This is a genomic window from Stenotrophomonas maltophilia, from assembly GCF_004920835.1.
GTDB classification, from domain to species: domain Bacteria; phylum Pseudomonadota; class Gammaproteobacteria; order Xanthomonadales; family Xanthomonadaceae; genus Stenotrophomonas; species Stenotrophomonas maltophilia_AQ.
Window position 1 is genome coordinate 88300 of record NZ_QFHO01000001.1, and the last position, 14737, is coordinate 103036.

A 14737-nucleotide genomic window follows, 5' to 3' on the forward strand; every position below is an offset into this window, starting at 1 on the left:
GGTGACTGGCACCTTGCGACGCAACATGACGTTCGCGGCATGTTGCGCGCGGTTGCAGGCTGAACAGGGGGCGATACCTGCCCCCTGCCCGACCGTGCGCTTACAGATCCACGCCGAAGCCCATGCCGGCCGACTTCTCGCCGTTGCTGAAGGCACCGCCCAGGGAGAACGAGGCGCGCTCGCCGATGCGCTTGCCGTAACCGACCGACAGCGCCTGCTCACCGCCCTGGAAGCCGGCGCCGACGGCGATGCGGCCGCGCGGACTCTGCGAACCAGCGGCGTTGATGGCCATGTTCAACATCGCCGAACTCATCGCACCCATGCGGTCGATGCGCTGGTCCTGGTGGCGCAGGCGACGCTCCATCTCCTGCCGCAGGCCGTTGTTGTCCAGCGAGAACTGGGCCAGGCGCTGATCGGTGTAGGCATTGGCAGTGGTTACCGCCTGCGCGGACTTGGTATCGGTGTAGGTGTTGGCCGATGAAAGCGTGCTGGCGCTGCTGGCGTCCGTGTAGGCCTTGGAGGTGGTCACCGCAGCTGCAGCCTTCGTATCTGCGTAGCCATTGGCTGAAGAGAGCGTTGCCGCGCTGCTCGCATCGGTATACGCGTTGACCGAATTGACCGTGGCGGTGGCGCGGGCATCGGCATAGCTGTTGGCCGACGACAGCGTACTGGCGTTGGCGGTGTTCATCTGGTTGAGGTTGACCGCATCGGTGCCCTGGGTGGCGGCAGCAACGTTGGTCAACTGGCGTTCGTTGCCGGCACTGCCAACGGATACGGAATTGGCACGGTCAGCCACTGATCCATTACCGAGTGCGACGCTGTCGTTGGCGGTGGCCACCGCGCCGTTGCCAACGGCGCTGCTGTTGGCGCCGCTGGCTTCGGACAGGCTGCCCACGGCCGTGCTGTTCTCGCCGGTGGCATTGCTGCCGGCACCCGATGCCGTGGCGAACGAGCCGGTGGCGGAGCTGCCCGAGCCGCTGGCGCTGCTGAAGTCGCCGCTGGCGGTCGAACTGTCGCCGATCGCACTGCTGTTGGCACCCGTGGCCGATGCGCCTACGCCCACTGCAGCGCTCTGGTTGCCCGAGGCACTGCTGGCAGCGCCGATGGCGGTGCTTCCGGTGCCGCTGGCACTGGCACCGGTACCCACAGCGGCCGAGAGATCGCCGCTGGCATCGGCACCATTGCCGCAGGCCATCGAGGCGGCACCGCCGGCACTGGCGCCGCCGTTGGACACGCCGCCGAAACCATCGTCCAGCTGGCAGGTATCGCCGGCCCACGCCGGCGCGGTTGCCATGGCCAGCGCCACGGCAAGGATGTGCTTGTGCATCGTCTTCACGGTACCCCCAAGGTCCATCAAGGAAGGTTCCCGGCCAGCGCCGGAAACAGTTGGATCCGGGCCGGCCCCTGCGCAGGGCCGGTCCGGGTGCCCGCGTCGCCCTACGGCGTCACGGTCAACGCCACGCGTACGGCGGTCTTCGGCGTGATCGGGTCGTTGCTGCCCACGCAGACGAAGCCGGAGTAGCTGCCGGGTGCAAGCCCGGCGGCGCTGATCGATACCTGCGTGGCCTGGTTGCCACCGGCCACGATGCGGCCCAGGGCACGGGTCGGTGCGCCGATCCAGGTGGCACCGCAGGAATTGCTGCCGCCGAGGCCGAACGCCAGGCCAGGTGCACCACTGGTGGCCGACCACGCACCGCTGCCATCAGGGTTGATGATCGCGCTTCGGTAGACGTTGTCGCCGCTGGTGGCATTGAACCAGAACCAGCTGGTTGCCAGCGGCGCACGCACCGAAACCACCAACCAGTAGCGCCCTGCCGCCAGGTTCACGTTCTGTCCCGCTGCCGCCAGGTCCAGGTTGATGCTGGCAAAGCCGGACGTGCTTACACCAACACCGGTTGCCGATGAGGTGTATGACCACACCGCCAGTTGCGGGCTGGATTCCGGATTGCCTTCCGGATTGCCGGCGACATCGCGGTAGATCGACCAGTTGATGTTGGTCGAAGTGGCCAGGCTGCCACCGTTGACGAAACCATCGGCGACGATGCGCCTGATGCCGGTTGCCTCGCCGAGGGTGAAGTCATCTGCAGACAGCTGCGCGCGTGCGCCGACCGTGGCAGCGTCGGTGAAACGCGTGGAGCGGCGGCCATTGGCATTGTTCGGTGCCTGTGCGACCAGGGTGCGCGTACCCAACCCGGTGTTGTCGATCTGCCATTCCAGCGGCGAGCCTCCCGTGTTGGCGATCTGCAGGTTCAACAGGCCGTTGCCACCGGCCGGCAGGCTCAGCGTGTTCGACGGCGGCGTGGCTGCGATCTGCGGCGGCGGTACCGAAACCGCAATCGGCAAGCGCAGCAGCGGCTGACTGGTATCGCCGCCCTGCGGTGCCAGAGTCAGCCTGGCGAAGCGCCAGCTGCCATCGTTGGGTACCGATCCGGTGGTAACGATCACCCGCACCGCCTTGCTCTCGCCCGGCGCAAGGGTGAAGACCGACGGCGAGACAACGGCGGTCAAGCCCTGCACCTTCGCCGTCCAGGTCTGCCGGGTCGGCAGCACGTTGCGGAACACGCGGGTGAAGGTGCAACTGTCGGTGCAGGTGCGCTTGCCCATGCTGGCGATGTTGAGCGAAGCCACGTTGCCACCGTTGCCTGGATCGGCAGCGAAGAAGTTGGCCTTGGTTTCATTCAGCACCAACCCTGCGCGCAGCGCCTGGTCGACCTGGATACGACCGGCACCCATCGCAAACGCATCGGCGGGTGTCACGCCGTCCTCCTTCAGCACTTCCTGGCGTGCGGTCATCATCAATGCCGAACGTACTTCCTGCACGGTCCAGTCCGGACGGGCCTGGCGCAACAGGGCAGCGGCGCCGGCATGGTGCGGCGAGGCCATCGAGGTTCCGTCCATCAGGCCAACGGCATTTTCCGAACCGGTCACTTCATTGCCAGCGACCACGGCGAGCACGCGCACGCCCGGCGCAGTGACGTCTGGCTTCACCAGATCGAAGATGCCGGCGGGACCACGCGAGCTGAAATCGCCCAGTACGTCCGGCGTGTTGCTGACCTTGGTCGCCGGATAGGCGATGCCAGCGGTGGCGGTGTTGCCGACGCTGCTGGCAAAGGTCCGCAGCGCGTCGGCGTCGGCCTGATCGATGGCGAAGGCCGGAATCGAGGCCCCGGCAACGTTCGGCAGGATCGGCGTCGGCTGGTTGTTGCCGATCAGTACCGCGATCGCACCCGCGGCGGCGGCATTGTTGACCTTGTCGCTGAAGTTGCACGAGCCGCGACGGATCACCGCAATCGCACCCTGGAAGGTGCTGGCCGGGAAGGCCGTACAACCATCGTTGGCGCTGTCGATGCCGGCACTGACGCGTAGCGGCGTGGTCGCTGCAATCGGCGTGCTGAACGGTACGCCACCCGAACCTTCGGTCAGCAGAATGACGCCCAGTGCGGGCGGTACGCTGCCCGGGCCACTGACCGCCGCATACAGTTCGATGTCACCACGGCCATGGGTGGCGGCGGCCGTGCTGCCGGTCCACGGTTCCAGATGGCCCATCGTGTTCGGGCCCGGACCGGAGTTGCCGGCCGAGGTCGCGACGTAGATGCCTGCGTCCGACGCGTTGAGGAACGCCAGCGACACCGCTTCACCCCACGGTGCAGTGCCGCCGGCAATGGAGTAGTTGATGACATCGACCACGCCATCGGCCAGCGCCTGGTTCACCGCCGCCAGTGTCGACGTATTCGGGCACAGGCCGCGGCCTGTGGAGATCTCGGTGTAGCAGGTGTCGTAGGCGATGATGTTGGCGCGCGGCGCAGCACCGGAAATATGGATCTGGTTGCCGCGGTACGACGCCATGTGCGGATTGCCAGCCGCAGTCGATGCGGTGTGGCTGCCATGACCATTGGTATCGCCGAAACCGGGTTCCTCGCGGACATCGGCCACGCCGCACTGGTTACCCGGTGCGGCGCAGACAAAGTCGTAGCCGCCGATCAGCTTGCTGTTGCAGCGGCCCTCATCGGCGCCACCAGGCGCACAGGTGCCCAGGTAATTGCCCGCGCCCAGCGGGTTGATGTGCTCGTAGCCGTCTTCGGCGCGGGCAGTGAACGCAGGACTACCGAAATTGATACCCGAATCGATGACGCCGATGACGATGCCCTCGCCACGGAATGGCGTGGGTGAGGCGCTCCACAGTACCGACGCGCCGATCAGGCCCGGTCCGACGTCGGTGTCCTGCTCATACTCGCGGTACTCTTCCACCAACTGCACGTCCGGCAATGCACGTACGCGCTCGGCTTCCTGCGGATTCATCTGCAGCACCGATGCATTGATCGCGTGCTGCATGCGGCGCTCCACCTTCACGCTGCGACCGAGTGCCGAGTTGATGCGCGCTTCGTGCTGGCTCTGGCGGTCAGCCAGAAACCGTACGTAGTCACGTGAGCGGGCACCCTGCACCGCGATACGGTCGGTGGCAACGCTGCCGGTGGCTGCCGCTGCGCGCGCGGCACTGGCGGAGGGACGTTTGCGTTCCGGTGCGGGAAGACCCTGGATGTCACCCTTGTAGGTGGCCAATGGCTCTTCGCGGTACACCACGATGTAGCGGTGCGAGAGCTCGCCCAGTCCGCTTCCTGGCCCGGCGGCAGCGGGCGCAGCAGGACCACCGGCGCGCGCATCCAGCGAGGGGTTGCCCGTCTTTGACGGCGTGGACGGGGCCATGCCGCCTACACTCACCGCCGCCGCAGCCAATGCCGCACCTGCGACCAGGCCTAGTGCGATCCACTTGTTTCGTTTGATCCATGCATTGCGCATCGAATACCCCTTCCATTGAAAGCCCGAGATGCACGCCGGCGTCAGCGCCGGCGCTGTGATGTCTGGTGCTTCAATTGCAGGTGCGACGCGTAGTCCCCGACGCCGTGCACCCCGCTACCCCCCGGTAGCGGAATCGACACTACCTTAAAATTTGACGTGGTGCACAGTTTTTGATGACACGGCGATGACGCCCTTCAATACGCACTGGTATGGGTGATGCCATGAGCAGCAGTGCGGCGCTGCACCGCTGAAATGCCCTAGCACGCGCGCGTTTCATCCACGTGCCACGAAATCTGACACAGGTCCGGTGCATGCGCGCGGTCACAGCTTCGCCCTTTCGTCGTTGACCGAAAGGCGACAGCTTGTGACGCTTACGACACCGCACGGCCTCTGCGGCCCTGTCATCGCGGTTACGCCCCGTCCTCACATGACCTCGCCCCGGCACGGTCGTGGCGGACGGCTGCGCCCTGAACTTCTGCTGGAGAACCGCAATGCGCCTTGCAAGCTTCTTCTTCGTGTTCATCCTCAGCGCCTTCGCCGGCGCTGCCCAGGCCCAGGTCGTTACTCTCAACAAGGGCGGCTTCGTGCTGACCTACGACTGCAGCATCCACAGCGCAACCCGCTACGAGTACACGCTCACCGCCGACACCGGCTCCGCCGCGCGCCCTTCCAGTTTCTACAAGGACCCGGACCTGCCGGCCGGTTGCCTCGGCCAGAACAGCACTGCGTCGTATGCCAGCATCCGCAGCGGCTATGACCGCGGCCATCTGGTGACCTCCAACCACATGGACTACGACGCGACCTACATCCGACGCGCCAACTACATGACCAACATCGTCCCGCAGGTGTCCAGCTTCAACCAGGGCATCTGGGTGAAGGCCGAGAACGTGGCCGAATGCTACCGCGACATCGCGCCGGTGGATGTCTATGGCGGCGTGGTCTATGGCGATGCCTCCAATGACTACTTCCTGGCCAGCCACGGTATTCCCACGCCGGAGTTCTTCTGGAAGACCGTCATCACCCGTGACCCGAACACCGGTACCGCCAAGGCGATCAGCTGGATCATCCCCAATGAGGCCAACCTCGGCAGCCTGGACAACTATCTGGTGACCATCGCCGACCTGGAAGAGCTGCTCGGCGCCAGCTACGTGGCCATCAATGCGCCGGCTTCGCTCAAGAACATGCTGCCGGCCACCACCTGGCCGCAGCCGACGGGCTGTGATCTGGGCTGATCATCCTGTTGGAAGGACGCGGGGTGCTCGGCATGGCCACGGGTGCCCCGCTTGCGCGGCTGTGGGAAAATGACGGGTGATTGCCCCGCTGCATTGCCCCAGGAGTTGTAGATGTCCCGTTTCCCCTTCGATGCCGTGCTGTTCGACTGCGATGGCGTACTGGTTGATTCCGAGCCGCTGGTAGCCCGCGTGCTCTCGGAGATGCTGACCGAGCGCGGCTGGCCGCTGACCCCGGCGCAGGCCGGTGAGGTGTTCCTGGGCCAGTCCGTGGCCCACCTGGCCGGACTGATCGAAGAACGCACCGGCAAGCCGTTCACCGAAGAATGGCTGGAAGCATTCCGCCAGCAGCGCAACCGGGCACTGGAACGCGACCTGGTTGCAATCCAGGGTGCACCCGAGGCGGTGCGTGCGATCGCCGTCGCCACCGGCGGAAGGATTGCCTGTGCGTCCGGTGCGGACCTGCACAAGGTGAAGCTGCAACTGGGCAAGGTTGGCATCCTCGACGCCTTCGGTGCCCACGTGTTCAGCGGCCAGGACATGCCGCACACCAAACCCCATCCGGATGTCTATCTGGCCGCCGCCGCTGCGCTGGGCGTGGACCCGAAACGCTGCGCGGTGATCGAGGACACCGTTACCGGTGCAACGGCCGGTGTGGCCGCCGGCGCCACCGTGTTCGGCTTCAGCGAAGGCGGTCCGCACCACAGTACGCCGGAGGCCCTGCGTGCCGCGGGTGCGCAGGTGATCTTCCAGCGCATGGAAGACCTGCCCGCCCTGCTTGCCGCCCACGCGGTCGACGCAGTCGCCTGATCCGTTCTCAGCCCGCAGCGCCCAGCGAGGCGCTGCGGCGCATGCCTGCGTAATGCAGGGCAAACAGATACAGGCCGGTCAACAGCTGCAGGAACAAGGGTGGCAGCGGCGCATAGGTAATCCACGCCGGTGGCTCGCCCTGCCCCATCGCGCGCGCCACGAAATTGGCGATCACCGCCAGCGTGAAAACGATCGATGTCCAGCGGTGCACAGGCCGTGCCCAGTGGCCGCGATTCATTGCTGGCGCCTCGCCTCGGAGTGCGCTTCGATCATTTTCCAGCCATTGCCGGATGGATCACGGAATCCCGCATCCACCGCACCATAGCGTTCAATAGGCTCCTGGGTGAACTCGACACCCTTCGCCTGCCATTCCACATGGCGTGCCCGGCAGTCCTCAACCGCCAGTACCAGCGGCGGCATCGCGCCCTTGGCCACCAGCTGCTGCAGCGCCAGAGCCGTGGCCGCGTCATGGGTAGGCGGACCCGGCACGAACAGACCCAGCTGGAAACCGCCCTGGCCGGGGCTGCGTATGGTAAGCCAGCGATAGCTGCCATTGCGTACGTCGGTGTGCACCTCAAAGCCAAGCGTGTCGACGTAGAACGCAAGCGCTTCGTCCTGGTCGCGCACATACAGGCCGACCGTGTTCACAGTGTTTGTCATGGGACCTCCCTCAGGTGGGATCCACGTTAGCAACGGCCTGGCGGCGGCGCTTCTCCAAAACTGCGATGTTGAGGTCCGGGCGCTGCGCGGCACGTGCGTGGCATTCCGGCACAGTGACGGGTATCGATTGGCCGGCGCGCTCGCGCTCCCGCACATTGCCCGGACTATCGCCGGTGATGTCACGGAAGATGCGGCCGAACGTACCCAGGCTGGACCAGCCGGTCTGGGCGGCAATCTCGGTCACCGGCAGATCGGTGTCGCGCAGCATGGCCACCGCCCGCTCGATGCGGCGGCTGAGCAGGTAGCGGTGTGGCGGCAGCCCGAAGGCCTGCTTGAACGAGCGCGCGAAGTGCGCCGGCGATACCGCACTGACCTCGGCCAAGCGCGCGACTGACCACTCTTCGTGGCTGGCGCGGTCCATCCGGTCCTTGGCACGCAGCAGGCGTCGCAGTAGTTCGGGGCTCTGGTTCACGGTGTCACCGCTTGGGCCAGATGATGGCGTGCTGCACGCCGTGCCTCAGCCGCCTGCTCGCCAAGCCAATCACGGAACGCGCTGACCTTGATGCTGCCGCTGCGCGCAGTTGGTGCCACGAACCAGAAACTGCGGCCGTCACTGGCCACACCTGGATGAGCCTGTACCAGTCGCCCGCTGTCCAGCTCTGCCTGGAACAGGATCGGCGAACCAATGGCGATCCCCTGCCCCGCAATCGCCGCACCGATGTCCAGGTGCTCGACAGCAAATGGTGCAACAAAATTCTCCCGCGCCGGCGGTGCAATCTGTCCATGAGCGGAGAACCACACTGCCCACCAGTCTGGTCGCCCGAGCAGCGCGACATCCAGCCCGCCACGACCCAGGTCACGTGCGGCCGGCAGCAGCGACGGTGCGCACAGCGGTGTGAATACGCTGGGAAACAGGGGCGTGGCCTGCAAGCCGGGCCAGTCCCCATGCCCGTTGCGGATGGCCGCGTCGAAGCGACCCGCTGCCAGGTCCTGCGGTTCCGCCGATAGATCCAGCTCCAGCACAAGCTCCCGGTGACGCGCGCGGAAGCCGCCCAGTCGCGGCGTCAACCAACTGGTGCCCAGCGTTGGCAATACGGACAGGCGCAGTCGCGCTGCATCCATGTCCCCAGCGCGCATGAAACTGGCACGAAGTGCATCGAACGCCCGTGTGGCCTCCTGCGCGATGCTGGCACCGGCAACCGTCAGTTCCACATGCTGTGCGTGGCGCAGGAACAGGCAGGTACCAGTCTGGGCCTCCAGACGCTGCACGTGGTAGCTCACTGATGCCGCAGTGGTGTCGAGCTCTTCGGCGGCACGCGCGAAGCTGCCCAGCCGCGCCGCCGCCTCGAAGGCGCGGATGGCGGCAAGCGATGGCAGCTGGCGTTGGGTGACCATAAGTGTGACTTAGCCTGAGCCCCGATATCTGCGTGGTCAATCCCCCGCGCACCCGCAACGATGGAGGCACCTTCGGTAGGGGATCACGCACATGGATCGACGGCAGTTCCTGGCCACCCTGACCGCTACGGCGGCGTCCAGCGTCCTGCCCTCCGGGTGGGCCCTGGCCAGCCACAGCGAAGACTGGAAATGGCTGCAGGGCAACTGGCATGTCCGGCACCAACGCCTCAAGGAGCGCCTGGCCGGCGATACCCGTTGGGAGTCCTTCACTGGCTCCAGCGCGGTCTGGCTGACCCTGGGCGGACTCGGCACCATCGATGACAACGTCATGGCGCTGCCTTCGGGCCCCTACAGGGGCCTGGGCGTGCGTGCATTTGATCCGGTGTCTTCCATGTGGTCGATCTGGTGGATCGATGGCCGCAACCCTGCCCACATCGAAGCCCCCGTGCGCGGCGCTTTCGAGGGCGATGCCGGTAGCTTCCGCGGCACCGACCGGATCGACGGGCGCCCGATCGACGTGTGGTTCCGCTGGCATGACATCCACGGCGAGGAGCCGTGGTGGGAACAGGCGTTCTCCGACGATGCCGGTGCGCATTGGGAAGTGAACTGGCGCAACTGGTTCCGCCGCACTGCTGCGACCCCCTCTCCACTTCCGAGGCTGCCGGATGCACCGGGTGATTTTGATTTCCTGGTGGGCCATTGGAACGTGCGCCATCGTCGCCTGCGCGCTCGGCTGACAGGCAGCGATGCTTGGGACGCGTTCAACGGCACCCTGCACAACTGGCCGGTACTGGGAGGCTTCGGCAACGTCGGTGACAATCTGATGGACGTACCTGGAGCGCCGCTGCGCGGCATGGGCATCCGCGCCTGGGATGCGGCTGAGCGGCACTGGCTGAGCTGGTGGCTGGATGGCCGGGAGCCGACGCGGATCGGCGCGCCACTGCGCGGTGGTTTCGAGGCCGGAGTCGGCTGCTTCTTCGGCGAAGACCAGCACGACGGGCGAGCGATCCAGACGCGGGTGATCTGGTCACGCATCACACCGCGTTCGGCGCGCTGGGAACAGGCGGCCTCGACCGATGGTGGGCGCAGTTGGGAAACCAACTGGGTCAGCGATTTCGAGCGACAGGCATGAAGGCGCTACTGGCCGTGATGCTGCTGGTTTCTGCGTCGCCTCCCGCGTCTCCATCAAGGGTGCTGCAGATCGTCGGCCCCGGCGAACGCTTTGCCCCGGGCGTTGCCTCCACGCAGTACGACGAGATTCGACTGACCTTGAGCCCGGACGGAAAAACCGCACTGTGGTTCAGCCGCAACCGGCCCGGAGGTCCGGGTGGGTATGACATCTGGGTCTCGCGCCACGACGGGCAGCGCTGGCGACCGGCGACGCCGGTCTCGTTCAACACGCCGGGACGTGAGTTCGATCCCGCGTTCTCCGCCAATGGCCGTGTGGTGTACTTCTGTTCGGATCGTGCAGGCGGCCAGGGCGGCGACGATCTGTATCGGGTCAGCATGGGTAGCGAGGGTCGATTCGGGGAGCCGGTCAATCTTGGCCCCGCAGTGAACAGCGCGGCCGATGAGTTCGCGCCAATGCTCTCGCCGGACGCAGGCACACTGCTGTTCTCCAGCGATCGTGCAGGCGGTGCGGGCGGCCATGACCTCTACGTCGCAGCGATGGTCCGTGGCGTGGCGCAGCCCGCGCGGCCGCTGCCCGGCGACCTCAACACCGCGGCACAGGAGTTCGATGCCACCTTCCTGGGCGACGGCCGAACGGTAGTGTTTGCCCGCGCTCTGGACTTCGGCAATGCACCGGTGCGCCAGTTCATTGCCTACGCTCGTGGGGGCCGTTATGACGCGGGCCATGCGTTGCCGGCCCCCTTGAACGAGGCCTCCGGCGACAGTTACGGCGCAATGCTCGATGGCTCGCAACCCGGCTCGTTGACCTATTCGGCGCGGCGCGCGGACGGCACAGGGCTGGATCTGTACCGCATCCGCTACCAGATGAAGCGCCCTTGACGGTGGATGTTGTCGATTTTCGCAGCCCCGGTTCGTCGAGAGAATGAACACCCCAGGAGAAAATGCAGATGCCCCCCCATCAGTCCCTCGCCTGCGCCTGCGGCCAGGTCCGCCTGACCGCCACGGGCCAACCCATTGCCACCGTCGAATGCTGCTGCGACAGCTGCCGCAAGGTCGGCGCCATGCTGCAGTCGATGCCTCGAGCACCGGACGTACTGGGCCCGCATGGCCAGACGCTTTTCGTAATGCATCGCAAGGATCGCGTCAGCATCGATGCAGGACATCCCTTGCTGCGCGCGTTGCGGTTGTCCAGCAGGGGCGGCAGCCGCCGCGTCCTGGCGAGCTGCTGCAATACGCCGCTTTTCCTGGAGTTCAGCGGCGGCCATTGGCTGAGTCTGTATGGCCTGTTGTGGCCAGCATCGACAAGACCCGCCGTGGAGATGCGGACGATGGTCAGTGATCTTCCTGATGCGTCTGTCCTTCCCGACGATGTGCCGAACCTGAAAACCCGGTCACTGCGGTTCTATGCCCGGTTGATGAAGGCGTGGATCGCCATGGGCTTCCGCAGCCCACGCATCGACGTCGCCGGAGACAGCCATGTCTGAGCCCGAGCGGATCGAGATCGAAAGCATCACCACGCCCGGTCACATCCAGCGCGTGGATCGCGCCAAGTATCTCGCCATGCGCCACGCCTTGCTCTGGAGCTTGCCTGCGCAACCGCCGGGCCTGACGGTTGCGCAGGCGAAACAGGCGCTGTTGCCGCACCTGCCCGCCTCCCTGTTCCCTGCTGGGGCCACCGCCGGTTGGTGGTTGAAGGCGGTGCAGCTGGACCTGGAAGCCAAGGGCGTGATCGAGCGCGTCGCGGGCAAGCCGTTGCGCCTGTTCAAGCACCTGCCGGCCGGCTGATCAGCGCTGCGCAGGCAGTTCCAGCCGGTGCTTGCGGCACAGCCGATACACCGTGACCCGCGAGATCTGCATCTGCCGCGCGCATTCGGAGACGTTGTAGCCGGTCTGGCGCAGGGTCTGCAGCAGCACATCGCGCTCGGCCTGGCCGCGTGCGTCGTGCAGCATTGCACCCGGCAAGCTCGGGGCCGGTGCGCCCAGTTCCAGATCGCGCTCGCTGATCAGCTCGCCCTCGGCCATGATCGCCGCCCGCTGCACGCGATTGAGCAGTTCGCGTACGTTGCCGGGCCAGTCGAAGCGCCGCAGGGCCTGCAACGCTGCCGGGGCGAAGCCACGTGCGCGCACCGCATGGCGCAGGCGGAAGCAGCGCAGGAAGTGCTCGGCCAACAGCTGCACGTCGCCTCCGCGCTCGCGCAGCGGCGGCATCGGCAGCCGCAACACGTTGAGCCGGTAGTAAAGATCACTGCGGAACCGCCCCTGCGCCACCGCCTGCTCCAGCTCGACATGGGTCGCGGCAAGCACCCGCACATCGGCGCGCAGGGGCTGGCTGCTGCCGACACGCTCGAAGGTGCCCTCCTGCAGCACCCGCAGCAGGCTGGTCTGTGCTTCGGCGGGCAGGTCGCCCACCTCATCGAGGAAGACGGTGCCACCATGGGCCGACTCGAACACGCCAATCTGGCGCTTGTCGGCACCGGTGAAGGAACCGCGCTCGTGCCCGAACAGTTCCGATTGCACCAGGTTGGCCGGGATCGCACCGCAGTTGACCGCAATGAACCGCTTGCCGGCGCGACCTGACAGCGCGTGCAGTGCATGCGCTGCCAGCTCCTTGCCGGTGCCGGTCTCGCCGGTGACCAGCACCGGCAACTCCACCGGTGCGAACTTGTGCAGGACGGTACGCACCGCGTGCAGTGCCGGGCTCTCGCCGATCAGTGCACGTGGCGTGCTGCCATTGCACGCTTCATCCGGCGGCGGGTCGTCAGCATCGAACTGCTGGCGCATTGCGCTGACCATGTCCTGCAACCCGAACGGCAACGTAAAACGTGCCAGGCAGCGCTGCAGCAACGGCAACCACGCGGGCGGAACGGCACCTGGACTCGGCGGCATTACCGCCAGCCACGGCAGGTGCTGATGTTGCTCGATCCACGGCAGCAGCAGTTGCAGCGCGGCTGCATCCAGGTGCCGTAGATCAAGCACGGCGAGCAAACGATCGCGTCCGCGCAGGCCGATCGCCATGGCCGGATCAGGATGGATGCTGCGCACATACCAGCCTGCCGCAGCCAGCGCACTGCGCTCGCTGGCCGACGGCTCACCAAACCACAGCACGCAACGTGATGTAGAAGCTTCCGGGACCGCTGCCATGCTTCCCCCAGCATCCGGACACCGTCGGCGGACTGTCAGCCAATCACCGGCGTGCCACCCTCCGCCGAGACCTCTACGGCCACCGCGGCGGCCTTTGTTAGGCGGATCCTAGCGCTTCGCTAAACGGCAGCGCAATGAGCGCCGCGTCAAGGAATGCTCGGCTGAAGCCGCACCGTTGCAGTCCGCACCGACACCTGTAACAACAATGCGACAGTCCACCGGGCGCCTTGCCCTGCGGCGCTGGGCACGGCGCAATCGCAACATTTCTTCGACGTGCCTGTAACACCCAGGCAGCAGCGAAGCCTCGCACCGCGTCCGCCCCGTGTTGCCTGTTGGGCGTTCTGCAGTTGGCACGGTTGATGCGTGGTTCCGCCGCACCCATCGCGGGAGATCGGCATGGACGGTGTCACCCCAGTTCTTCGCAGAATCGCCCCTTCAGTGGCCGTCCTGCTGTTGCTGCTGCCGGGAATTGCGGCCGCATCGGGCGCCCGCCAAGGGGTGAAGCCGCAACCGGGCGAAATCGTCCTGTTACGCGACGTATCGGCACGTCCGGCCTATCGCATGGCGCCACCGGGGATGGCGTTGATTGCCGACCCGAAGCCGCAGCGCGAGATTGCCGCAGCGCTCGGCAGCGGTGGCTCCTCGACTGGCATGGACGAGCTCAGCGACGACGACTATGCCGGGATGGGTGCAGGCCACACGGCCATGGTCGCGGCGCCTGGCGGCACAACGGTAGAGCGCGTGACCCAACAGGCCCTGGGCGGCACCCTGGGGCGAGGCGGCGATGGCATGGTCGGCAGCAGCCTGGGCGGTGCCATGAGCGGCCCGCTGGGCGCGGTCGGCAGCAGTACCCGCGGTATCGCCGATACCGTGCGCGGCGCACTGGCCCAGTTCCCGCTGCAGGGCACTGCCCCGGCAGGTGGAAAATGAAACGCCTGCGCTGGCTGCTGCTGTTGCTCGGCGCGACGCCGCTGGGCGCACTGGCCGATGACTACAGCGGCATGCTCGCCTACCTCAACGTCGCCCGCATCGACGGCAACGCACTGGCCGGCGCCAGCGGTGCCATCGCCGTGAACCAGGCCGCCGGCGACCTCAACCTGCAGGCCAATCTGCGCGGCATTGCCCACGGCGGACTCGCCGACGTAGCCATCAGCGCCCAGCAGCTGCAGCGCGGCAACCGGGTGCTGTCGGCGCCGATGGAGGCGTCCGCGCTCATCGGCGGCAACGCGTTGGCCGGTGCCAGCGGCATCGCTTCGATCAACCAGGCCAGCGGCATCGCCAACACGACGCTCAACGTCGTCAGCGCGACGTTGGCTCGACAGGGCATACGCGAATCCGACGACACGGCCCTGGCCGCCGAAGGTTCCGCGTTGGCAGGGGGGCGGGACGACGCCGGTCGCGGCGTTGCGACGGGGACCCGCAGCGCCGGTGTAGCCAGCACCGCACTGCGGGGATTCGACGGGGTCCTGCAACTCAATCAGATCGCGGGCAGCGGCAACGAGACAGCCAACGTGCTTGGCCTGGTCGTGCAGGACCGCCCGTGACAACCACCCAACCGATGCACCACCTGATGA

14 protein-coding genes and 3 pseudogenes are annotated in these 14737 nt (G+C 66.6%); 9 read left to right on the forward strand and 8 right to left on the reverse strand.

Annotated elements, in window-relative coordinates; genetic code table 11:
• Positions 1-100 precede the first annotated feature (100 nt).
• From DI041_RS21600 to DI041_RS00345, 3 genes and pseudogenes are all read right to left on the reverse strand, one after another.
• A pseudogene (locus tag DI041_RS21600) lies at positions 101-361 on the reverse strand (YadA C-terminal domain-containing protein); the annotation flags it as partial.
• A 273-nt stretch (positions 362-634) separates the two neighbouring features.
• A pseudogene (locus DI041_RS21605) lies at positions 635-1354 on the reverse strand (YadA family autotransporter adhesin); the annotation flags it as partial.
• Between the two features lie 83 nt (positions 1355-1437).
• Complete coding sequence (locus tag DI041_RS00345) at positions 1438-4797, reverse strand: S8 family serine peptidase (RefSeq protein ID WP_136637996.1); 3360 nt, start codon at positions 4795-4797, stop codon at positions 1438-1440.
• Positions 4798-5288: 491 nt separating this feature from the next.
• On the opposite strand from DI041_RS00345, the gene DI041_RS00350 reads away from it, so the two are divergent.
• Positions 5289-6029, forward strand: coding sequence for a DNA/RNA non-specific endonuclease (locus DI041_RS00350; RefSeq protein WP_136637995.1), 741 nt, complete (start codon positions 5289-5291; stop codon positions 6027-6029).
• A gap of 111 nt (positions 6030-6140) precedes the next feature.
• The gene (locus DI041_RS00355) at positions 6141-6836 is read left to right on the forward strand and encodes an HAD family hydrolase (protein ID WP_046985571.1); all 696 of its coding nucleotides are present in this window, start codon (positions 6141-6143) and stop codon (positions 6834-6836) included.
• A 7-nt stretch (positions 6837-6843) separates the two neighbouring features.
• On the opposite strand, the gene DI041_RS00360 is transcribed toward DI041_RS00355, so the two are convergent.
• The 4 genes from DI041_RS00360 to DI041_RS00375 are packed head-to-tail and all read right to left on the reverse strand — an operon-like array spanning position 6844 to position 8891.
• Positions 6844-7074, reverse strand: a complete 231-nt coding sequence (locus DI041_RS00360) for a hypothetical protein (RefSeq protein WP_136637994.1) — start codon at positions 7072-7074, stop codon at positions 6844-6846.
• The gene (locus DI041_RS00365) at positions 7071-7496 is read right to left on the reverse strand and encodes a VOC family protein (protein ID WP_136637993.1); all 426 of its coding nucleotides are present in this window, start codon (positions 7494-7496) and stop codon (positions 7071-7073) included. Before DI041_RS00365 ends, DI041_RS00360 begins: the two co-directional genes overlap by 4 nt.
• 10 nt (positions 7497-7506) lie before the next feature.
• Complete coding sequence (locus tag DI041_RS00370) at positions 7507-7968, reverse strand: helix-turn-helix domain-containing protein (RefSeq protein WP_136637992.1); 462 nt, start codon at positions 7966-7968, stop codon at positions 7507-7509.
• Entirely contained in the window at positions 7965-8891 is a 927-nt protein-coding gene (locus DI041_RS00375) for a LysR substrate-binding domain-containing protein (RefSeq protein WP_136637991.1), read from the reverse strand. Before DI041_RS00375 ends, DI041_RS00370 begins: the two co-directional genes overlap by 4 nt.
• Before the next feature lie 91 nt (positions 8892-8982).
• On the opposite strand from DI041_RS00375, the gene DI041_RS00380 reads away from it, so the two are divergent.
• The 5 genes and pseudogenes from DI041_RS00380 to DI041_RS00395 all read left to right on the forward strand — a co-directional run bounded on the left by DI041_RS00380 (position 8983) and on the right by DI041_RS00395 (position 11807).
• The gene (locus DI041_RS00380) at positions 8983-10023 is read left to right on the forward strand and encodes a hypothetical protein (RefSeq protein ID WP_136637990.1); all 1041 of its coding nucleotides are present in this window, start codon (positions 8983-8985) and stop codon (positions 10021-10023) included.
• Entirely contained in the window at positions 10020-10901 is an 882-nt protein-coding gene (locus tag DI041_RS00385) for a TolB family protein (RefSeq protein ID WP_136637989.1), read from the forward strand. The genes DI041_RS00380 and DI041_RS00385 overlap by 4 nt, the downstream gene beginning before the upstream one ends.
• Before the next feature lie 68 nt (positions 10902-10969).
• Positions 10970-11068, forward strand: a pseudogene (locus DI041_RS21610) (hypothetical protein); the annotation flags it as partial.
• Between the two features lie 15 nt (positions 11069-11083).
• On the forward strand, positions 11084-11506 hold the full coding sequence (locus DI041_RS00390) for a GFA family protein (protein ID WP_248298399.1): 423 nt from the start codon (positions 11084-11086) through the stop codon (positions 11504-11506).
• The gene (locus tag DI041_RS00395) at positions 11499-11807 is read left to right on the forward strand and encodes a DUF6958 family protein (RefSeq protein WP_136637987.1); all 309 of its coding nucleotides are present in this window, start codon (positions 11499-11501) and stop codon (positions 11805-11807) included. The genes DI041_RS00390 and DI041_RS00395 overlap by 8 nt, the downstream gene beginning before the upstream one ends.
• Here the strand turns inward: DI041_RS00395 and DI041_RS00400 are convergent, their stop codons facing one another.
• Positions 11808-13163 carry a sigma-54 interaction domain-containing protein gene (locus DI041_RS00400; RefSeq protein ID WP_136637986.1) on the reverse strand — a complete coding sequence of 452 codons (1356 nt, stop codon included), beginning with the start codon at positions 13161-13163 and terminating at the stop codon, positions 11808-11810.
• A 396-nt stretch (positions 13164-13559) separates the two neighbouring features.
• Between DI041_RS00400 and DI041_RS00405 the strand changes: the two genes are divergently transcribed.
• Both DI041_RS00405 and DI041_RS00410 read left to right on the forward strand, forming a co-directional pair.
• Positions 13560-14093, forward strand: a complete 534-nt coding sequence (locus DI041_RS00405) for a FapA family amyloid fibril periplasmic chaperone (RefSeq protein ID WP_136637985.1) — start codon at positions 13560-13562, stop codon at positions 14091-14093.
• Positions 14090-14707, forward strand: coding sequence for a FapB/FapC family functional amyloid domain-containing protein (locus DI041_RS00410; RefSeq protein ID WP_136637984.1), 618 nt, complete (start codon positions 14090-14092; stop codon positions 14705-14707). Before DI041_RS00405 ends, DI041_RS00410 begins: the two co-directional genes overlap by 4 nt.
• The last annotated feature ends 30 nt before the right edge of the window (positions 14708-14737 follow it).